Origin of the sequence: Nocardioides sp. NPDC127503 (assembly GCF_040302165.1) — a bacterium.
Classification (GTDB): Bacteria; Actinomycetota; Actinomycetes; order Propionibacteriales; family Nocardioidaceae; genus Nocardioides.
In genome coordinates this window covers 687,076-706,607 of record NZ_JBEORH010000001.1, presented here as the reverse complement: position 1 = coordinate 706,607, position 19,532 = coordinate 687,076, and the positions used below count along the sequence as shown (strand labels likewise).

14 protein-coding genes are annotated in these 19,532 nt (G+C 69.9%); 12 read left to right on the top strand and 2 right to left on the bottom strand.

Annotated features, from left to right (window positions below):
* Window positions 1-3 precede the first annotated feature (3 nt).
* The 8 genes from ABTW65_RS03450 to uvrB all read left to right on the top strand — a co-directional run bounded on the left by ABTW65_RS03450 (window position 4) and on the right by uvrB (window position 10,838).
* A complete protein-coding gene (locus ABTW65_RS03450) occupies window positions 4-909 on the top strand; it encodes a TIGR03619 family F420-dependent LLM class oxidoreductase (RefSeq protein ID WP_350658512.1) in 906 nt (301 codons plus the stop codon).
* A complete protein-coding gene (locus tag ABTW65_RS03445) occupies window positions 906-2,063 on the top strand; it encodes a hypothetical protein (protein ID WP_350658511.1) in 1,158 nt (385 codons plus the stop codon). Before ABTW65_RS03450 ends, ABTW65_RS03445 begins: the two co-directional genes overlap by 4 nt.
* Before the next feature lie 45 nt (window positions 2,064-2,108).
* Window positions 2,109-4,505: a serine/threonine protein kinase gene (locus ABTW65_RS03440; protein ID WP_350658509.1), complete on the top strand. Its 2,397-nt coding sequence runs from the start codon at window positions 2,109-2,111 to the stop codon at window positions 4,503-4,505.
* A gap of 40 nt (window positions 4,506-4,545) precedes the next feature.
* Window positions 4,546-5,340 carry an SDR family oxidoreductase gene (locus tag ABTW65_RS03435; protein WP_350658508.1) on the top strand — a complete coding sequence of 265 codons (795 nt, stop codon included), beginning with the start codon at window positions 4,546-4,548 and terminating at the stop codon, window positions 5,338-5,340.
* Window positions 5,333-6,502 carry a sulfotransferase family protein gene (locus tag ABTW65_RS03430; protein ID WP_350658507.1) on the top strand — a complete coding sequence of 390 codons (1,170 nt, stop codon included), beginning with the start codon at window positions 5,333-5,335 and terminating at the stop codon, window positions 6,500-6,502. The genes ABTW65_RS03435 and ABTW65_RS03430 overlap by 8 nt, the downstream gene beginning before the upstream one ends.
* Window positions 6,503-6,604: 102 nt before the next feature.
* The gene (locus tag ABTW65_RS03425; protein ID WP_350658506.1) at window positions 6,605-8,194 is read left to right on the top strand and encodes an ArnT family glycosyltransferase; all 1,590 of its coding nucleotides are present in this window, start codon (window positions 6,605-6,607) and stop codon (window positions 8,192-8,194) included.
* Window positions 8,195-8,202: 8 nt separating this feature from the next.
* A complete protein-coding gene (locus ABTW65_RS03420) occupies window positions 8,203-8,631 on the top strand; it encodes a hypothetical protein (protein ID WP_350658505.1) in 429 nt (142 codons plus the stop codon).
* Between the two features lie 65 nt (window positions 8,632-8,696).
* Entirely contained in the window at window positions 8,697-10,838 is a 2,142-nt protein-coding gene (uvrB, locus tag ABTW65_RS03415) for an excinuclease ABC subunit UvrB (protein WP_350658504.1), read from the top strand.
* Window positions 10,839-10,914: 76 nt separating this feature from the next.
* Here the strand turns inward: uvrB and ABTW65_RS03410 are convergent, their stop codons facing one another.
* Window positions 10,915-12,102 carry a macrolide family glycosyltransferase gene (locus ABTW65_RS03410; protein WP_350658502.1) on the bottom strand — a complete coding sequence of 396 codons (1,188 nt, stop codon included), beginning with the start codon at window positions 12,100-12,102 and terminating at the stop codon, window positions 10,915-10,917.
* Window positions 12,103-12,248: 146 nt separating this feature from the next.
* Between ABTW65_RS03410 and ABTW65_RS03405 the strand changes: the two genes are divergently transcribed.
* From ABTW65_RS03405 to ABTW65_RS03390, 4 genes are all read left to right on the top strand, one after another.
* Window positions 12,249-13,919: an ArnT family glycosyltransferase gene (locus ABTW65_RS03405; protein ID WP_350658500.1), complete on the top strand. Its 1,671-nt coding sequence runs from the start codon at window positions 12,249-12,251 to the stop codon at window positions 13,917-13,919.
* A gap of 9 nt (window positions 13,920-13,928) precedes the next feature.
* Window positions 13,929-15,227, top strand: a complete 1,299-nt coding sequence (locus ABTW65_RS03400) for an MFS transporter (RefSeq protein ID WP_350658498.1) — start codon at window positions 13,929-13,931, stop codon at window positions 15,225-15,227.
* 100 nt (window positions 15,228-15,327) lie between these two features.
* Complete coding sequence (locus ABTW65_RS03395) at window positions 15,328-16,878, top strand: ArnT family glycosyltransferase (RefSeq protein WP_350658496.1); 1,551 nt, start codon at window positions 15,328-15,330, stop codon at window positions 16,876-16,878.
* A gap of 46 nt (window positions 16,879-16,924) precedes the next feature.
* The gene (locus ABTW65_RS03390) at window positions 16,925-18,910 is read left to right on the top strand and encodes a phosphocholine-specific phospholipase C (RefSeq protein ID WP_350658494.1); all 1,986 of its coding nucleotides are present in this window, start codon (window positions 16,925-16,927) and stop codon (window positions 18,908-18,910) included.
* Here the strand turns inward: ABTW65_RS03390 and ABTW65_RS03385 are convergent.
* The gene (locus ABTW65_RS03385) at window positions 18,907-19,524 is read right to left on the bottom strand and encodes a DUF1707 SHOCT-like domain-containing protein (RefSeq protein WP_350658492.1); all 618 of its coding nucleotides are present in this window, start codon (window positions 19,522-19,524) and stop codon (window positions 18,907-18,909) included. The genes ABTW65_RS03390 and ABTW65_RS03385 overlap by 4 nt on opposite strands.
* Window positions 19,525-19,532 lie beyond the last annotated feature (8 nt).

Sequence of the window (19,532 nt, the reverse complement as noted above, 5' to 3'; positions counted from 1 at the left end):
CACATGCGCTTCACCTATGCCGAGGCAATGACGCAGGCCGACTACTACGCACCGCTGGCACAAGCGGCGGAGGCTGCCGGCTACACCAGCATGACTGTGGCCGACAGCCTGATCTATCCCGAGGAGTCCGACTCCACCTATCCCTACACCGATACCGGCGACCGGGAGTTCCTGCAGGGCAAGGAGTTCATCGAGGCGTTCATCCTGTGCGCCCATCTCTTCGCGGTGACCACGACACTGCGCCTGACCCCGTTCGTGGTGAAGCTGCCGGTACGCCCGCCGGTGCTGGCCGCCAAGCAGGCCTCGAGCCTTGCCTTCCTCTCCGGGAACCGGCTCGGGCTCGGCGTCGGCCTGTCCCCGTGGCCGGAGGACTTCGCCGCCCTCGGCGTCGACTGGAAGCGCCGCGGCAAGCGGATGGACGAGTGCATGGACATACTCCGTGGTTTAACTGCGCCGGTGGCCTCTCCGCATGGTGTGGACCAGGAGTTCTTCGGCTACGACGGTGAGTTCTACGAGTTCGCGCCGCTCCAGCAGCGCCCCGCGCCGACCGAGAAGATTCCGCTCCTCGTCGGCGGCCACGCCGACGCGGCACTGCGCCGCGCGGTCCTCAAGGGCGACGGCTGGATGCACGCCGGCGGCGACGGCGATGAGCTCGACCGCCTCCTCGTCCGCCTCGCCGAGATCCGGCGCGAGGAGGGTGACACCAGGGACGACTTCGAGGTCCACGTGATCAGCTACGACGCGTACGACCTCGACGGGATCAAGCGGCTCGAGGACAAGGGCGTCACCGACTGCATCGTCGGGTTCCGCGACCCCTACGTGAAGGGCGCCGACCCCGAGCCGCTGGAGAAGAAGATCAAGCACCTGGAGTGGTACGGGGAGAACATCATCGCGAAGGTGGGCAAGTGAGTGAGGCGTACGGCCTGACCGAGCCGCTCCAGCGGGCGATCGCGGAGGCGGAGGAGCTGATCGCGAACGCGCCGTTCATCCGCACCGAAGCCGATCGGCTCGAGGGCTATGAGTATCTCTCCGGGCGGATCCGGATGGCGATGCAGACGGCGTTCGACTACGACCTCGAGCAGCCGCTCTTCGTGAACCCGACCCACCAGTTCTCCAAGCAGGGCCTGGACAACCCGGACGCGATCTACTTCAACGCCTACCTGCGAGAAGGCGTCGAGTACGTCGTCCGCGGCCGGCGCGGGACCAGCGCCGACCTCTCCTTCCAGGTGATGGGGGGCGCCTACACCGCCGACTCCGCCGCGACCAGCCTGATGGCCTTCGACGACCGCAAGCTCCAGCTCGACGCCGACGGATCCTTCGAGTTCACCTATGTCGCCGAGCCGGGCGCGAAGACCCTGATCGTGCGCGAGGTGTTCAACGACTGGGACACCGAGACCCGCGGCACGATCACCATCGAGCGCCCCGACACCCTCGGCCGGCCGCGCCGCCCGCTCACCCAGGAGCTGCTCCGGAAGAAGTACGAGGTCGCCGCACGGTCGCTCGCCGGCTCGATCCAGACATGGTTCGCGTTCCCTCAGTTCTTCCAGTACAAGGAACCGGTCAACACGCTCACCGTCCCGGCCCGGACGCCCGGCGGGCTGGAGTCGCAGTTCTCCTCGATCGGTCACTACGAGCTGGCCGAGGACGAGGCGCTCGTGGTGGAGGTGCCCCGCTGTGACGACTGCACCTACCAGGGCATCCAGGTCGGCTCGGACTGGTACGCCTCGACCGACTACGAGACCCATCAGACCAGCCTCACCAAGGCCCAGGCGGTCACCGACCCCGACGGCGTGATGCGCTTCGTGATCTCGGAGCACCCACCCCTGGACGGCCAGCCGATCGCGAACTGGCTCGAGACCACCGGCCACCGCACCGGCTCGCTGATGCTGCGCTGGCAGCGGCTCGAACGAGACCTCACTGCCGCCGACGGACCGGTGGTCCACAAGGTGGGCTTGGCCGACGTACGTGACCTGCTTCCGCACACCGAGACGCTGAACCCTGGGGGGTATGCCGAGCGGATCACCGCACGTCAGCGGTCGGTTGCGCGCAGGATGCTCAGCTGACAGGGGGCGCGACGCGAACGCGTTGGACGCCTATGATTGCCGCCCATGGCCAGTCCCCACCACGAGCCACCGACGATCCCGGGCTTCCGTCACCGTCGGCTGATCGGCGTCGGCGGCTCCTCCGAGGTCTTCCTCTACGAGTGGCCGCAGGAGAAGGTCGACGTCGTCGTCAAGGTCTGGAACGACCGGCTCAGCGGCGAGACCCAGGACGCGCTCGCCAAGGAGACCAAAGAGGTCGCCGAGCTCGCCGCCCATCCCCATGTGCTGCCGCTGCACGCGGTCGGCGTCAGTGATGACGACCGCTGCTTCGTGGTGATGGATTATCGCGCCGGCGGCGACCTGCAGGCCCGGTGGAAGCGCGAGCGGCTCCCGGTCGCCGAGGCGCTGAGCATCACGATCAAGGTCGCTGGAGCGCTCGATGTCGCCGCCCGGCACGGGATCCTGCACGGCGACGTCAAGCCCGCCAACATCCTGATGACCAGTGGCGGGGAGCCGCAGGTGGTCGGCTTCGGAGGCCTCTCCTCGGCCGGTCGCTCCGGCGGCGTCGACTCGACCTCGCTGCCGTGGATGGCGCCGGAGATGCTCGCGGACCCGCCCGAGCCGAGTGCCTGGGCGGACATCTGGAGCCTGGCCGCGACCTGCTACACGCTGCTGGCGGGACGTACGCCGTTCGAGGGGCCCAACGGTCGCGACGCTCCTGCGGCGCTGTCGGAGCGGATCCGGGAGTACGAACCGCTGTCCATCGACCGCGACGACGTCCCGGCGTCGTTCGAGGAGGCGCTGCGCAAGGCGATGTTCAAGCGCCGGGCCGGGCGGCACTGGAGTGCCGCCGACTTCGCCAAGGCGCTGCAGGCGGTCGAGGCGGAGCTCGGACTGACGGTCACGCCGCTCGCGGAGATGCGCGAGCCGCGGGATGAGGTTCCCGAGGTTGCCGAGGTCGCGGAGGTGGTCGAGCCGGCCCAGCCGGCCCCGGTCGAGGTCGCTCCGGATCCGGTTCCGTTGCAGGCCGAGTCGCCAGGGGCAGGGGATACGGCCGAGGTGCCGATCGTCACCGGCCCAGTGGTCGAACCCGTGAGCGCCCCTGTGGTCGAACCCATGATCGCCCCCGCACCGGTGCTCGAGCAGGCCGACGACGACGTCCTCGGTCACCGGGGCGACGTAGACCGGCTGGCCCGTCTGCTCGCCTCCGCGCGCACCCAGCTCCCGATCTCGGTCGCCGTCCAGGGACTGCCCGGGAGCGGCCGGTCGACCTTCCTGCGGAAGGTCCAGGAACGCATCGAATGGCTCACCGAGAACGACGAGACCTACCCCGCCCGCACCACGCACGTACGCGTCGACGCCCGCCAGTACGCCGAGGGAGACGTGGCCGGCGCGGTGCTCGACAGCGTGCAGAGCGCTGGGAAGAGCGAGCCGCCGCCGCTGGTGGCGAAGCACCAGGCCGCACAGCGAAGGACGGCCGAACTGCGGGCCGCGCTCGCGGGTGTACCCGAGGACGACGGGCCCCGCGGCAAGCGCCGCGCGCAGCCGATGAGCACCACGATGGCGCTGGCAGCCATGGACCGTGAGGTCGCGTCCTATGAGGCAGCGCTGCGGGCGGCCCCACCCGGACCGCCGCCGGGACCGCCGGCCGGCTCGCTGAGGGGACCGCTGGCGAGCCGCACGATCGTCTACGTCGACGACCTGGACAAGTGCGACCCGGCCACCGCGGCAGGGGTGCTGCAGGCGATCGACGAGCTGAGCGGCCAGGAGGGTGTCGCCGTCGTCGCGGCCGTGGATGCGCAGGTGCTGCGGCGAGCGATCGAGGGGCGGGTGGCGGAGCCCGCGGCGTACCTCTCCCGGGTCTTCGACGTGCCGTTCGCGCTGCGGGCGTTCGCTGGCGACCCCGCGGTGCGGTTCATGCGGTCGCTGATGCGTCAGGCGGTGCCGTCATGGCCGGCCGCGCTGGCCGCGGGCACCGGAGACCGGACGGGGCGCCTGAACCCGTTCGAGACCTTCGAGATGACCCCCGGTGAGGCGCTGTTCACGAGCGAGCTGGCCAGGTTCTGCCCGACCCCCGGAGCGGCCAGGAAGCTGCTCGCGGTCTATCGGCTGGCGCGCACGGCTCCGGTGGCGAGCGTGGGCACCGAACCGGCCGGCCACCACGCCCTCGGGATCCTGATGGCGATCCTGGTCGGCGCCCCGGCGCAGGCCGTCCAGGTGCTCGGAGCCGTGGTCGAGTCGCTGGCGGCGGGCGAGGACGGCGCGACGTTCCGGAAGCTGCTCGAAGAGGTCGCGCGCGAGCATACCGCCGGATGCGGGCGGGCGACCTGTGGCCCGTGCGCCGACTGGTCCCGGGTGCTTCGTGCCCATGCCGATCTCGTCCGGGCGCAGCAGGTGCCACAGAAGGTCGGGGCGTACGCCGCCTGGGTCGACGAGGTCGCCAGGTTCAGCTTCCCCACCTGACCCCTTCCGCAAAAGTGAAACACGTTCTAGTCTAGGCGCCATGACTGGACTCCTGGATGGCAAGGTCGTCGTGCTCTCGGGGGTCGGCCCCGGCCTCGGCCGCTCGCTGGGCGAGCAGGCCGCGCTGATGGGCGCCGACCTGGTGCTCGCCAGCCGCACCGAGAAGCGGCTGCAGAAGATGGCCGGTGTCATCGAGGAGCACGGACGACGTGCGCTCGTGGTGCCGACAGACATCACCGACGAGGACGCACGCCGGCACCTCGTCGACGCCGCGCTGGAGGAGTTCGGGCACGTCGACGTTCTCCTCAACAACGCCTTCGGCATCCCGCCCATGGACCCGCTCACCCAGATCCCGCTCGACGCGCTCCGGCTGGCCCAGGAGTCCAACGTCTACGCCCCGCTGCGGCTCTCGGCGCTCTTCGCCGACGCGCTCGCGGCGACCCCGGACAAGCCCGGCGGCGCGATCGTGATGATCAACTCCGCGGTGCTCTACCAGAGCCAGCCCGAGTTCGCGGGCTACAAGCTCTCCAAGGGCGCCCTCGCCCACCTCGCCTCCTCGTTGGCCACCGAGCTCGGCCCGCGCGGCATCCGGGTCAACTCGGTCGCGCCGTCCTACATCTACGAGGACGTCAACAAGGCCTACTTCGACTGGATGGCCTCGGAGTCGGGGCGCACCCACGAGGAGGTGTACGCCGAGAAGGTCGCCCCCACCGACCTGAAGCGGCTCGCGACCCCCGAGGAGGTCGCCCGGGCGGCGCTCTTCCTGGGCAGCGACCTGGCCTCGGCGGTCACCGGGACCGTGCTCAACGTGGACTGCGGGGAGTTCCATGACTGAGACTGGCCCAGGAAAGACGGCGCAGCGCGAGCGGGCGGATGTGGGGACGTACGAGGACATCTGCGCCGCCGCTACCCGCACCACCGGGCTGGGCAACTTCGGAGGGACCGACCACGAGGAGGGGCTGCGGCTCCTGGTCGAGGACCTGGCCTCGCCCGAGGCCGGACTGACCCCGGTCGGCAACTACTTCCATCGGTCCCAGGTGAAGTCGGCACTCGTCGGCCGGCTCCTGACGCAGGCCCGGCTCGCGGAGTTCCCCCAGCACCAGGACGTACGCATCGAGCGCCCGATCTTCGTCACCGGGCTCGTCCGCACCGGCACCACCGCCTTGCACCGGCTCCTGGCCGCTGACCCGGCGCACCAGGGTCTGGAGACCTGGCTGACCGAGTTCCCGCAGCCACGGCCCCCGCGCGAGACCTGGGAGCAGGACCCGGTCTTCAACGCGCTGCAGGGCGCCTACCGGCAGCACCACGTCACCAACCCCGAGTTCATGGGGATCCACTACATGGACGCCACCAGCGTCGAGGAGTGCTGGCGGGTGCTGCGGCAGAGCGGCAAGTCGATCTCGTTCGAGTCGCTGGCCAGCGTCCCGCGCTACTCGGCCTGGCTGGCGAAGCAGGACTGGCGCGATGCGTACGAGCTGCACCGCCGCACCCTGCAACTCATCGGGCTCAACGACACCGACAAGCGCTGGGTGCTCAAGAACCCCTCGCACCTGGTCGCGCTCGACGCGCTGATGGAGGTCTACCCGGACGCGCTCGTCGTGGTCACCCACCGCGACCCGATCGTCTCGGTCGCCTCGGGCTGCTCGCTCTCCGCCGAGGCGACCGCCGGGATGTCGACCACGTTCGTCGGGGAGACCATCGGGCAGACCCAGCTGGAGATGCTCTCCCGCTCGTGGCGCTCCTTCGCCGAGACCCGGAAGAGGTACGACCCGGCGCAGTTCCTCGACGTCGACTACCGCGGGTTCGTCAAGGACCCGGTCGGCACCGTCGAGAAGATCTACGCCCACTTCGACATCCCCTGGAGCGACGCCGCCCGAGCCGAGGTCTCCCGCATCGACGCCGAGTCCCGTTCGGGCAGCGCCCGGCCCAAGCACGACTACAGCCTGGCCGACTACGGGCTGACGGAGGACGAGGTTCGCCAGGCGTTCACCTTCTGATTCCATACGGCATCCACCGCTGCTCCATCGAGTTGTCCTACGGTTCGACGCGAGCTCACGGGTGTGCGGCTCACGACGCCGTTCAATCTCGGGAGCCATGTGATGAGCCATGCTGCGGTGCTGAGCGCCGAACCGACGGACGCGCCCGCCAGGCCGTCGGCCAGGCTGGTCACGGTGCTCGCTCTGCTGGGCGCCTTCGCGGCGTCGATGAGCCTCTACGTCGCCACCACGCAGGCGTTGTCGTACCACGCGCGTGACGAGGGCCCGAACGCGTCGTACGCCATCTCGCTCCACACGGGCGAGCTGCCCACGATCGACACACCGGTGGCGCAGGACAGGGAGCGCTTCCCGCAGATCACCCAGGGCGCGAACCGGGAGGAGTTCGATCGCCACCGGATGATCTGGACCGCCAACCATCCGCCGCTCTACTACCTCCTCGGCGTGCCGTGGGTCGCCCTGGCCGACGCGCTCGACAACCCGCAGGTGCTGATCGCCGGGATGCGGGCGGTGAGCGCTCTGGCGTACGGGGCGCTGGTGTTCCTGGTCGGCCTGATCGCCTTCGAGGTCACGCCACGGCGCCCGGGCGCCGCGATGCTCGCCACCGCGATCACGGCGTCGCCTGCGGTGCTGGCGATCGCGGCGGGGTTCGTCATGAACGACAGCCTGGCGGTGGCGGCCTCCTCGCTGACCGTGCTCGCGACCCTGCGCATCCTCCGCCTCGGGGCGACCCGGAACCGGATGATCGTGATGGCGGTCGCCGGCACCCTGGCGGCTGCGACGAAGGCGCCCGGCGTGATCACGGTGATCATGTGCGGTGCCGCGCTCGGGGTGACGCTGCTGCTCCGCGACCGCACCTGGAAGGGCTTCCTCCGGGCGACCTGGCTGACCGCGATCGCCACCGGGGTGCCCGGCCTGGCGATCGGCTGGTTCTACGTACGCAACATCGTGCTCTACGGCGACGCGACCGCGAGCTCGGCGCTCCTGGCGCGCTACCAGCGGGTGCAGATCGACACCTGGTTCGAGGTGATGACCGCGCCGCGCTTCTGGCACGGCTGGTACGACCACCTGTGGGTGCCGGCCCAGCTACGCGGCACGACGCTGCACTGGGTGATCGACGCCATCACGCTCGTCGCTCTGCTCGGACTGGCTCTGGGGGTCTTCGCACGGCTGCGGGACCACGGTCGCGAGCGGGGTGTCGTCGTCAGCGCGCCCCGGGTCCCGTCGGTGGCGGCCGTCGGTCTGCTCGTGCTGATCGCGCACGCGTTCGTGATCGTCATCAACCTCGCCCAGTTCCGCTCCGGCGGCGGCAACCCGCACGAGCGCTATCTGATGACGATCATGCCGCTTGTCGCGATCGTGCTCTCCGTCGGCCTGCTCGCCATCGTCGACGCGCTGCCGTGGGGCGAGATCCGCCGGCGTGAGGAGGTCGCGGCGGTGCTGATCTCGGCGTTCCTGGTGGGGATGGCGACCGCCACCTTCGCCGTCTGGGTCCGCACCCAGATCCGTCTGGGCGCGGACCTCATGCTCCCGGAGCTCCGGCTGGTGCCGTACGTCATCCTCGTCGCCGGCGGACTCTGCGCACTCGCCGCGGTGGCGCTTCCGCTCGTCTGGCGGGCACGTCCGGACGACAGCGTGGGCCCAGCTCTGACAGGTAGCGCACTACTCGCTCTCTCGGGTGCGGGGCGCGGTTGAGTGTCTGCATGATCGCCCAAGTCATCCCCAGCTCCCACCGCACGTCATCGACGGTCTGGAGCAGGATCGCCGCGGTGCTGTCCGGTCTGCTCAGCGTCGGCTTCGGCATTCCTGCCGCCTACGGCACCTACCACTTCGCGACGCACGACGGCGAGGTGTGGATGTTCATGGGCTTCCCGACGTACGGCGACGGTCCGTTCGTCGACGTCGGTATCCCGACGACCGTGCTGCTGCTGGCCGGGTTCACCGCGGTATGCGTGGCCGAGGCGGTCGTTGGCCTCGTGCTGTGGACGCGTCCCCGCCTCGGCGGATGGCTCTCGATCGCCCTGCTCCCGTTCGAGCTCGCCTACTGGTGGGGCTTCGCGTTGCCGTTCGGGCCGATCGTGGGTCTGGCCCGGACGGCGGCGGTGGTCATGGTGCTTCGTCGCCGCGAGTAGTCGGAGCGGCGGCGTGGATGTCGAGGGCGCCAAGACTGTCGGTGGTCCCGAGTAGCCTGGACATCATGCGTCCAGTCACCGATCTCGAGCGTCGTGTCGCCCCGTTCAAGGTGGTCTCCGACTACCAGCCCTCGGGTGACCAACCGGCCGCGATCGCGGAGATCACCAAGCGGATCCAGGGCGGCGTCAAGGACGTCGTCCTGCTCGGCGCGACCGGCACCGGAAAGACGGCGACCGTCGCCTGGACCGCCGAACAGCTGCAGCGCCCGCTCCTGGTGCTGCAGCCCAACAAGACCCTCGCCGCCCAGTTCGCAAACGAGCTGCGCCAGCTCTTCCCGGAGAACGCGGTCGAATACTTCGTCTCCTACTACGACTACTACCAGCCTGAGGCGTACGTCCCTCAGACCGACACCTACATCGAGAAGGACTCCTCGATCAACGAGGAGGTCGAGCGGCTGCGCCACTCGGCCACCAACTCGCTGCTGACCAGGCGCGACGTCATCGTGGTCTCGACCGTCTCCTGCATCTACGGTCTCGGCACCCCGCAGGAGTACGTCGACCGGATGATCCGGCTGCGGGTGGGGGAGGAGCACGACCGCGACTCGATCCTGCGGCGGCTGGTGGAGATCCAATACACCCGCAACGACCTCTCCTTCACGCGAGGCACCTTCCGGGTGCGCGGCGACACCCTGGAGATCTTCCCGGTCTACGAGGAGCACGCGGTCCGGATCGAGTTCTTCGGCGACGAGATCGAGCGGCTGATGACGCTGCACGCCGTCACCGGCGAGGTCCTCACCGAGGACCAGGAGCTCTACGTCTTCCCCGCGACCCACTACGTCGCCGGCCCCGAGCGCATGGAGCGCGCGATCAACGGCATCGAGGCCGAGCTCGACCAGCAGCTGAGCACCTTCGAGAAGCAGGGCAAGATGCTCGAGGCCCAGCGGCTGCGGATGCGTACGACCTACGACATCGAGATGATGCGGCAGGTCGGCTCGTGCTCCGGGATCGAGAACTACTCGATGCACATCGACGGCCGTGAGCGGGGCTCGGCGCCCAACTGTCTGCTCGACTACTTCCCGGAGGACTTCGTCCTCGTCGTCGACGAGTCCCACGTCGCGGTCCCGCAGGTCGGCGGGATGTACGAGGGCGACATGTCCCGCAAACGCAACCTGGTCGAGCACGGCTTCCGGCTGCCCAGCGCCCAGGACAACCGGCCGCTGAAGTGGGAGGAGTTCCTGGAGCGGATCGGCCAGACGATCTACCTCTCCGCGACGCCCGGGAACTACGAGCTGGACCTGGTCAGTCGCGATGGCGGCGAGCCTGACGTGGTCGAGCAGATCATCCGCCCGACCGGTCTGATCGACCCCGAGGTGATCATCAAGCAGACCAAGGGCCAGATCGACGACCTGATCGGCGAGATCAACGACCGGGTCGCCAAGAACGAGCGCGTCCTGGTCACCACGCTCACCAAGAAGATGTCCGAGGACCTCACCGACTACCTGCTCGACGCCGGGATCCGGACGCGCTATCTCCACTCCGAGGTCGACACGCTCAAGCGGATCGAGCTGCTCCGCGACCTGCGGCTGGGGGAGTACGACGTCCTCGTCGGCATCAACCTGCTCCGTGAGGGTCTCGACCTCCCCGAGGTGTCACTGGTCTCGATCCTCGACGCCGACAAGGAGGGCTTCCTGCGCTCGGACAAGTCGCTGATCCAGACCATCGGCCGTGCCGCCCGAAACGTCTCCGGCCAGGTGCACATGTACGCCGACAAGATCACCCCCTCGATGGAGTCGGCGATCGAGGAGACCAACCGCCGCCGCGCGATCCAGATGGCCTACAACGAGGCCAACGGCATCGACCCGCAGCCGCTGCGCAAGAAGATCGCCGACATCACCGACATGCTCGCCCGCGAGGACGAGAGCACCCAGGAGCTGCTCAACACCTGGGCCGGCACCGAGGCCAAGGGCCGCGCCGGCAAGACCGCCGCGAAGGCCCCGACCCCGATGCTCGGCGACGCCGCTCGCGAGGCCCGCGAGCGCGGCCTCGTCGGCCTCCCCTCCTCCGACCTGGCCCAGCTCATCGGCGACCTCACCGAGCAGATGAAGGGCGCCGCCGCCGAGCTCCAGTTCGAGGTCGCCGCCCGTCTGCGCGACGAGATCTCTGATCTCAAGAAGGAGCTGCGGCAGATGATGGAAGCCACTAAGTAGTCCCCGCTGGTCGACACGCTCGCTGGCGCTCGCGGCTCGACCAGCGAGGGTGTCGGGTCAATCAGCGGGATGCGGATCAACCAGCGAGCATGGACTCGATCAGGTCGGCGGCGCGGCGGGTGCCGCCCTCGGCGATCGCGTCCGCACGCAGCTGAGCCGACCGCACGGCGCGGTCGGGGTCGTCGAGCAGCTCGAGCAGCGCCGTACGCAGCGCGGCGGCAGTGACGTCCTCGGCGTCGATCCTTCGCGCCACACCGAGCTCGACGAGACGGTCGGCGTTCATGAACTGGTCGACCGCCTGCGGGACCGCGACCATGGGGACGCCCGCCATCAGACCCTCGCTGCTTCCGCCCATCCCGGCATGGGTGACGAACGCGTCGGCCTGGGCGAGGACGGCGCGCTGCGGCAGCCAGGAGTGGACCTCGACGTTGCCGGGGAGGTCACCGAGGTCGGCCGGGTCGAGCTGGGTGCCGATCGACATCACGACGTGCCAGCCGGGGAGGGCGGCGTACGCCTCGATACAGGCGCGGAAGAAGTCCGCGCCGGCGGTGTAGGCCGAGCCGAGAGAGACCAGCAGGACGTGATCGGCACCGGCGGGGCGGGTCCAGCTCTCCTCGGAGTCGAGCGCGAAGCACGGTCCGACGAAGGTGACGACCTCCTCGTCGACCTTGTCCGCGTTGGGCTGCATCGCCTTCGGGATGAGGGCGAGGGTCCGCTTCGGCGCCCCGGCGAACGTCTCCGGGTCGCGGGTGCTCGCCCCTGCGTCCGCAAGCCAGGCCCCGAACCGGTCCAGGTAGCCGTCGTAGCCCGACAGCTGCCGCACCTGGGCGCCGACCTCCTCGGCGTACCCCTCCCAGGCGACGAAGGTCGGCGAGAGCTGCACGAACGGACGCTGCTGCTTCTCCGCGAGGGCCCGGGCGGCATAGCCACCGATGTCGTAGAGGTAGAGGTCGGCCGGCTCGGCGCCGTAGAACGACTCCAGATGCGGGAGAACCTGGATGGCGTCGTCGAGGAAGATGCCCATCCCGGCGACCGGGTCCTCGGGCCAGAGCCGGTCCTCGACGGGCAGCACCGTCGGCACCGGAACCACCTCGGCCCCGGTCGGCTTGATCGCGTCGGACATCGACTCGTGGGTGGCGTACGTGACGCGGTGGCCGCGCTCGACCAGCTCCTTGATCAGCTCGAGACTGGGCAGGAGGTGGCTGATCGCGGGGGAGGCGACCATGGCGATGTGGTGCGGCAGCGACCGCGGTGAAGTAGTCATGACACCTCGGGACGCTATCGGCCCGCCGGCGGCCGATGCGACCGAGTTTTGCGTCAACCTTCGCTCACCCGCGCGTCGCGTGCTGTTCACCGCCCGTGAGCCGTGGCTCGTGTGTCCCGTCAGTTTCGGCGGTTAACGTCGGGTACGTGACTGTTCCACGGGTCTCGATGTCCCAATCCACGATCTGCGTCCTGCTGCTGGGTGTGCTCGGCTTCGCGATGAGCGCCCAGGTGGCGATCGCCATGCCGGCCCTGTTCAAGGCCGACGAGCGGGCCCACGCGGCGTACGCGGTGGCGCTGTCCCAGGGGACGCTGCCGACGATCGACACCGACATCCCCGACGACCCCGCGCGCTATCCGCAGCTGGCCGAGAGCCTCTTCGGGGCCGATGAGGCCCACCGCGACATCTGGGTCGCCAACCACCCGCCGCTCTTCTACGCGATGAGCCTGCCGCTCGTCTGGCTCGGCGACGCGGTCGGCTCGCCAGGCCTGACACTGCTCGGGATGCGCCTGCTCAATGCGCTCGGCTTCGCGCTGACCACGATCATGGTCGGCCTGCTGGCGCGCGAGCTGGTGCCACGACGCCCGGCGGTGCCGGTGATCGCCTCGGCGATGTGCATCGGCTGCGGCGCGATGACCTTCGTGGGTGGCGGGATCTACAACGACGGCTGGTCCTCTGCGGCGGCCTTCATGACGCTCTACCTCGGGTTCCGAATGATCCGCCAGGGCGTGACGCGCGAGCGCCTGATCGCCGCGGCCGCGGTCGGCGTCGCGGCCGCCGGGTTCCGCTCGACCGGCCTGGTCGCGGTCCTCTTTCTCGGCGCCTGCGTACTGGTGGCGATGTGGCTGCGGGAGCCGTCGCTGCGTACGTTCCTGCGCGGGACCTTCTGGCGCGCCGTCGGGATCGCGGCGTGCATCGGCATGGCGCCGGTAGTCGTGTTCGGCTGGTTCTACGTGCGCAACATCCAGATCTACGGTGACCCGACCGCGTCGGGCTCGCTCTTCGAGAAGTTCGGCCGCGAGCCCAACGGCACCACCCTGTTCCAACTGGTCAACCCGGAGTTCTACGGCCACCTGCTCGGCAGCCTGTGGACCGACGGCAACATCGCCAACACCTGGAGCCAGGCAGCCGTCGTCGTGCTCACGCTCACCCTGGTCGGCCTCGTGCTCGATGCCGCCGCGAAGGCCAACCCGCGCCGTACGGGAGTCCTGCGGCGCATCCGCCTCGCCCCGCAGAGCACGATGCAGCACCGCCAGGACCTCGCCATCTGGGCGCTCCTGGGCGGCTACTGCCTGCTGATCCTGATCAACGTCGCCGGGTTCATCGCCGGCGGTGGCTGGATCCACGCTCGCTACGCGGTCCCGTTCCTGCCGTTCCTCGCCGCCGGTGCCGGGATCGCCGCGTTGCGCCTGGGTCGGCTCCTGCCGCTGCGGGTCATCTCGACAGGCTCGATACAACGCCCGACCGGCTCGCGGAACGGCGTGACCGCGCTCGACGAGGCGCGCGACCTGCGCATCGGCCTGGGCGTCTCGCTCGCGTTCATGGTCGTCGGCCTCGTCTGCCACCTCGACACCGAGCAGTACGTCGACGGTCCGGTCAGCAGCACCTTCGCGCTCGTCGCCCTGGTGGCGGCCGACCTGGTGATGTTCGCGGTCGCCGCGTACGTCGCCACCGAGCTGCGCCGACGGATGCGGCCGGGCACGTTCGACACGCCCCGCACTCTCGCCGCACACGTGGCGACCGGGCCTGTGACCGAGGTCGCCTCCGACCGTCCACGGGAGACCACCGGCATCTCGACGACCTCGAAGGCGCCGTAACCTCTCTCTGTGAGCCACGAAGACCCCCAGTCGTCCGCACGCTCATGGCTCGTGTGGGGTATCGCCCTCGCCGTCTACGGTCTGGCGGTCTTCCACCGCAGCAGCCTCGCGGTCGCCGGTCTGGTGGCCACCGAGCGCTTCGGGATCGGCGCCAGCCAGCTGGCGACCTTCGTCATGCTGCAGCTGCTCGTCTATGCCCTCATGCAGGTGCCGGTCGGGCTGCTGGTCGACCGGTTCGGGTCACGTACGGTCCTCTCCGCGGGCGCACTGATCCTGGCGGTCGCTCAGGCAGGGTTCGCGTTCGCGGACTCCTATCCGCTGGCGCTGCTCGCGCGTACGTTCGTGGGGATGGGCGACGCGATGACGTTCATCTGCGTGCTGCGGTTGGTGCCCTCGTGGTTCCCGGCCCGCAAGGTGCCGCTGGTCAGCCAGCTGACCGGCACTGTCGGACAGCTGGGCGCGATCGCGGCGGCGGTCCCGATGACGTGGGCGCTCGGCCAGCTCGGCTGGACCAGGGCCTACCTCACCGCAGCGCTGATCGGCCCGGTGCTTCTCGTGCTGCTGCGCCTCTTCGTCCACGACGGACCCGGTGACCGACACCGCCGAGGAACGTCCCTCAAGCCGCGCGAGCTCGGCCGCAGCCTGATGGCGTCCTGGTACCAGCCGGGCACCCGCCTCGGCTTCTGGATCCACTTCTCCACCCCGTTCAGCTCCCACCTGATGGGGCTGCTGTGGGGCTTCCCGTTCCTGGTGACCGCGGAAGGGCTCTCCGACACCCTCGCCGGCACCCTGCTCTCGGTCACCGTCGTCGCTGCCCTGGCCGCGGGTCCGGTGATCGGCATCCTCGCCGGACGCCACCCGTGGCATCGCTCGACGGTGGCGCTGACGATGATCGCCGCCCTGGTGTCGGTGTGGACCCTCGTGCTCGCCTGGCCGGGCGAGGCGCCGCTACCGGTGCTGCTGCTCCTGATGGCCGTGGTCGGCTTCGGCGGACCCGCCTCGATGATCGGCTTCGACGTCGGCCGCACCAGCAACCCGCCCGCGCGGATGGCGAGCGCCAGCGGGATCATCAACCAGGGCGGCTTCGTCGCCGCGCTGCTCGTGATCGTGCTGGTCGGCTGGATCCTCGACTGGCGTACGCCGGGGGCCTCGACCTCCTACACGCCGGAGGCGTTCCGCTGGGCGATGTCGGTGCAGTACCTGTTCTGGGGCCTCGGAGTGGTGCAGATCTGGCGTCACCGGCGCGACGTGCGGCGGCGTACGACCCGGGAGCAGGTCGCCGCCGGATCCTCGATGGTCATCGACTGAGGACAGCCACCGCAGGCACCACGCACAGTTCGCCGACTCGTCACCTGACCGCCAACCGCGGTGGCGGCTGAACGGCATCTGAGCCCACTAGCTTGTCGAGGTGCTCACGCCCACGCGCTCGCTGTCCCAGGTGACCGTATGCCTGCTCCTGCTCGGCGTGCTCGGGTTCGCGATGAGTGCGCAGTACGCGATCGGCATGCCTCCGCTGCTGAAGGCCGACGAGAAGCAGCACGCGGCCTACGCCATCGTCCTGTCGCAGGGCGTCCTGCCCACGATCGACACGAACACACCGGCCGACCCGGTGCGCTATCCGCAGTTCGCCGAGGCGCTCTTCGGGCTCGACGAGCCGCGCCGCGACATCTGGGTCGCCAACCACCCGCCACTGTTCTACGTGATGAGCCTGCCGCTGGTCTGGCTCGGCGACGCCGTCGGCAACGTCGGGGTGACGCTGCTCGGGATGCGGCTGCTCAACGCGCTGGGCTACGCGCTGAGCATCATCTTGGTCGGGCTGCTGGCGCGCGAGCTGGTGCCCAGACGGCGGGTGGTCCCGGTGCTCGCCGCGGCGATGGTGCTCGGCTGTGGCGCGGTGACCTACGACGGCGGCGCGATCTACAACGACGGCTGGGGCACGGTCGCCGCCTCGCTGACCCTGCTGCTCGGCTTCCGGATGATCCGCGAGGGCGTCACCCGGGACCGGCTGATCTGGGCGACCGTCGCCGGCGTCGCAGCGGCCAGCTTCCGCTCGACCGGCCTGGTGGCGGTGCTCGTGCTGGGTGCCTGCGTGCTGGCCGCACTGTGGCTGCGCGACCCGACGCTGCGTACGTTCCGCCGGGGCGTGCTCCTGGCGATCCGCATCGGGCTGGCGCCGGTGGTCGTGATCGGCTGGTTCTACGTACGCAACATCGTGCTCTACGGCGACGCGACCGCCTCCACGGCGCTCTTCGAGAAGTTCTCCCGCCAGACCCACGGTGACACGCTCTTCCAGCTGGTCAACCCGGAGCTCTACCTGCACCTCTACGGCTCGCTGTGGGCCGACGACGTGATCCCGAAGATCTGGATCGTCGCCGCGGCCGCGACCCTGGCCGTCACGGTCACCGGCATGGTGCTCGACGTCAACGCGAAGGCCCGGCCGAGACCGGACGGGGTCATGCGCCGCGTCGTGATCCCCGGGCCGGAGCCGACCGTCCTGGAGCGCCGGCTGGAAGTCGCGGTGCGGGCGCTGATGGGGATCTACTGCGTGATCATCATCGTCAACCTGGCCTCGTTCCACGCGGGCGGCGGCTGGATCCACGCCCGCTACGCGGTGCCGTTCCTGCCGGTGATCGCGGCGCTGACCTCGCTCGCGATCCTGCGGGTCGGCCGCCGCTGGGTGCGCGGCGTCGACGAGGAGAGGGTGGATCTGCGCATCACCCTCTATGCCAGCGTCGGGTTCATCGTCTCGGCGATGGTCGCCCACCTCCACATCCAGCAGCGGATCGACGGACCCGCCGACGCCTCCTGGCTGTTCGCGCTGATCGCGGCCGACCTGGTGATGTTCGTCGTCGCCGCGTACGTCACCGCGCAGCTGCGCCGCCGACTGCGGCCGGACGACGAACTCTTCGCCCGCCGGTCATCTGACAACCAACCACGCGTCGCCCAGGTGAGCCACTGAGCCGAGATCGTGGTCGCCGCTCACCCCCCACCGTCAAGGAGCTCCTGTGGTTGACATCGATCGTCGTCGGTTCCTCGGTCTCGCCGGCGGCGCAGCTGCGCTGACCATGCTCGACCAGAGCATCGCGCGAGCCGCCTCCATCCCCGCCGCCCGCCGGACCGGCACGATCCGCGACATCGAGCACGTGGTCGTCCTGATGCAGGAGAACCGCAGCTTCGAGCACTACCTGGGCACGCTGCGCGGCGTACGCGGCTTCGGCGACCCGCACCCGGCGATCCTGCCCTCGGGAAAGCCGGTGTGGCACCAGCCGAACGGTGACGGCGAGCTGCTCCCGTTCCACCCCGAGGTCGACGACCTGGGCGCAGCCTTCCTCGAGGGCCTCCCGCACAGCTGGCCCGATGGCCAGCAGGCGGTCAACGGCGGTCGCTACGACCAGTGGGTCCCGGCCAAGGGCACCACCACGATGGCGTACCTCCAGCGGCAGGACGCCGCCTTCCACTTCGCGCTGGCCGACGCGTTCACGGTGTGCGACGCCTACTACTGCTCCTTCATCGGCAACACCGACCCCAACCGCTACTACATGCTCTCGGGCTGGACCGGCAACGACGGCAAGGGCGGCGGGCCGGTGCTCTACAACGACGAGGCCGGCTACGACTGGACCACCTACGCCGAGCGGCTCGAGAAGGCCGGGGTCAGCTGGAAGGTCTACCAGGACGAGGGCACCGGCCTCAACGCCGAGGGCGACAACTGGTGGGGCTGGACCAAGGACGCCTACATCGGCAACTACGGTGACAACTCGCTGCTCTACTTCAACAGGTTCCAGGACGCCAAGCCCGGAGACCCGCTCTTCGAGAAGGCCCGCACCGGCACCCGCGCGATCGACGGCCAGGACTACTTCGAGATCCTGCGCGCCGACGTCGAGGCCGACAACCTGCCCTCGGTCAGCTGGATCGCGGCGCCGGAGGCGTTCTCCGAGCACTCGAACTGGCCGACCAACTACGGCGCCTGGTACATCGCCAAGGTCCTCGACGCGCTCACCTCCAACCCCGAGGTGTGGGCCAAGACCGCGCTGTTCATCACCTACGACGAGAACGACGGTTTCTTCGACCACCTGGTGCCGCCGCACATCAACAGCCCGCTGGTGCCAGGGGAGTCGACCGTCTCGACCGAGAACGAGCTCTACACCGGCTCCCACGGCGACGGCCACTACGGCCTCGGGCCGCGGGTGCCGATGTTCGTCGTCTCCCCGTGGAGCGTCGGCGGCTGGGTCTCGTCGGAGACCTTCGACCACACCTCGATCCTGCGGTTCATGGAGGAGCGCTTCGGTGTCGCCGAGCCCAACATCACGCCCTGGCGTCGCGCCGTGTGTGGTGACCTGACCTCGGCCTTCGACTTCTCCCGCACCTCCGAGCCGCCCGTGCTCCCCGACACGAGCGGGTGGGAGCCCGCCGACCGCGAGCGCCACCCGGACTACGCCCCGGAGGCGCCGGCGAACGGGACGATGCCGAAGCAGGAGCGCGGCACCCGCCCGGCTCGCCCGACGCCCTACCGGCTCGAGGTCGTCGAGACCGCCGCCGCAGGCGAGATCGCTGTCGAGATCCACAACGCCGGCAGCGTCGGCGCCCACTTCCAGGCTCGGCTGCTCGCCCCGGAGGCTGCGCCGCACAGCTACACCGTCGGCGCCGGCGACACCCTCTCGGTGCGCTGGCCGGTCAGCGGCGACTACGAGATCCACCTGCACGGCCCCAACGGGTTCTTCCGCTCCTATGCCGGCACCGCGGGCGCCGACCCCGCGCCAGCCAACCTGCGGCGGGATGGCCGCTCGCAGCGACTCACCGTGACCGCGCCCCGCAAGGCCGAGATCACCAGGGCGTACGCCGGCCCGATCCGCTCCCGCCACCTGGACACCCGCGCCACCGGGGGCTGGTACGACCTGACCCTCACCGTCCCGGGCACCACCTGGGCGCGCGGGTTCGCCGGCCACCTGGAAACCGGACGTCCCTCCGTGAGCGACCCGCAGCTGGGGAGCTAGGAGGGGTCGCCGGGCTGGTCCTTCTCGGACTGGGCCGGCGGGTCGAGGATCGGGGCAGCTGTCTCGGGGGCTGCCTCGATCTCGGCCTTGGCCGCCTTCTTCGCCGCCTTCTTGGCGGCCTTCTTCTCGAGGCGGTGCACCTCGCGCTGGACGATCGCCTCGCGGCGTACGCCGGTGCCGACCAGGTTGACGACCAGGAAGAGCATCGGATAGATCGGCCAGGGATGCCCGTCAGGGGCTGCGGTGAACAGCCAGATGCCCCAGGTGATGAGGCTGACCATCAAGAAGGTGGCAACCGCCTCCTGGAGCTCCTTGCGGTACGCAGCCGCACCCTGCTCACGGAACCTGAGCGTGTCGGGCAGGTTCGCCCCGGGCTCGCCGGCAGCGGGCTCGGGGACCACGAGATCGTCCACGAGAGCGGGCAGCTCGCCGAGCGTACGGGCCTCCAGGAGGGTGCCGACCCGCTCCTCGTGCTCCTCGCGGGTCAGCCGGCCGTCGGCGAAGGCATCGGTGAGAACGGCGCGTACAACCTCCCGATCGGCATCGGAGGCGCGCATGCGTGCGTTGTCGGCCTGTCTCGGATCGAGACGGAACCGGGTCCAGAAACCCTCCACGCCACCAG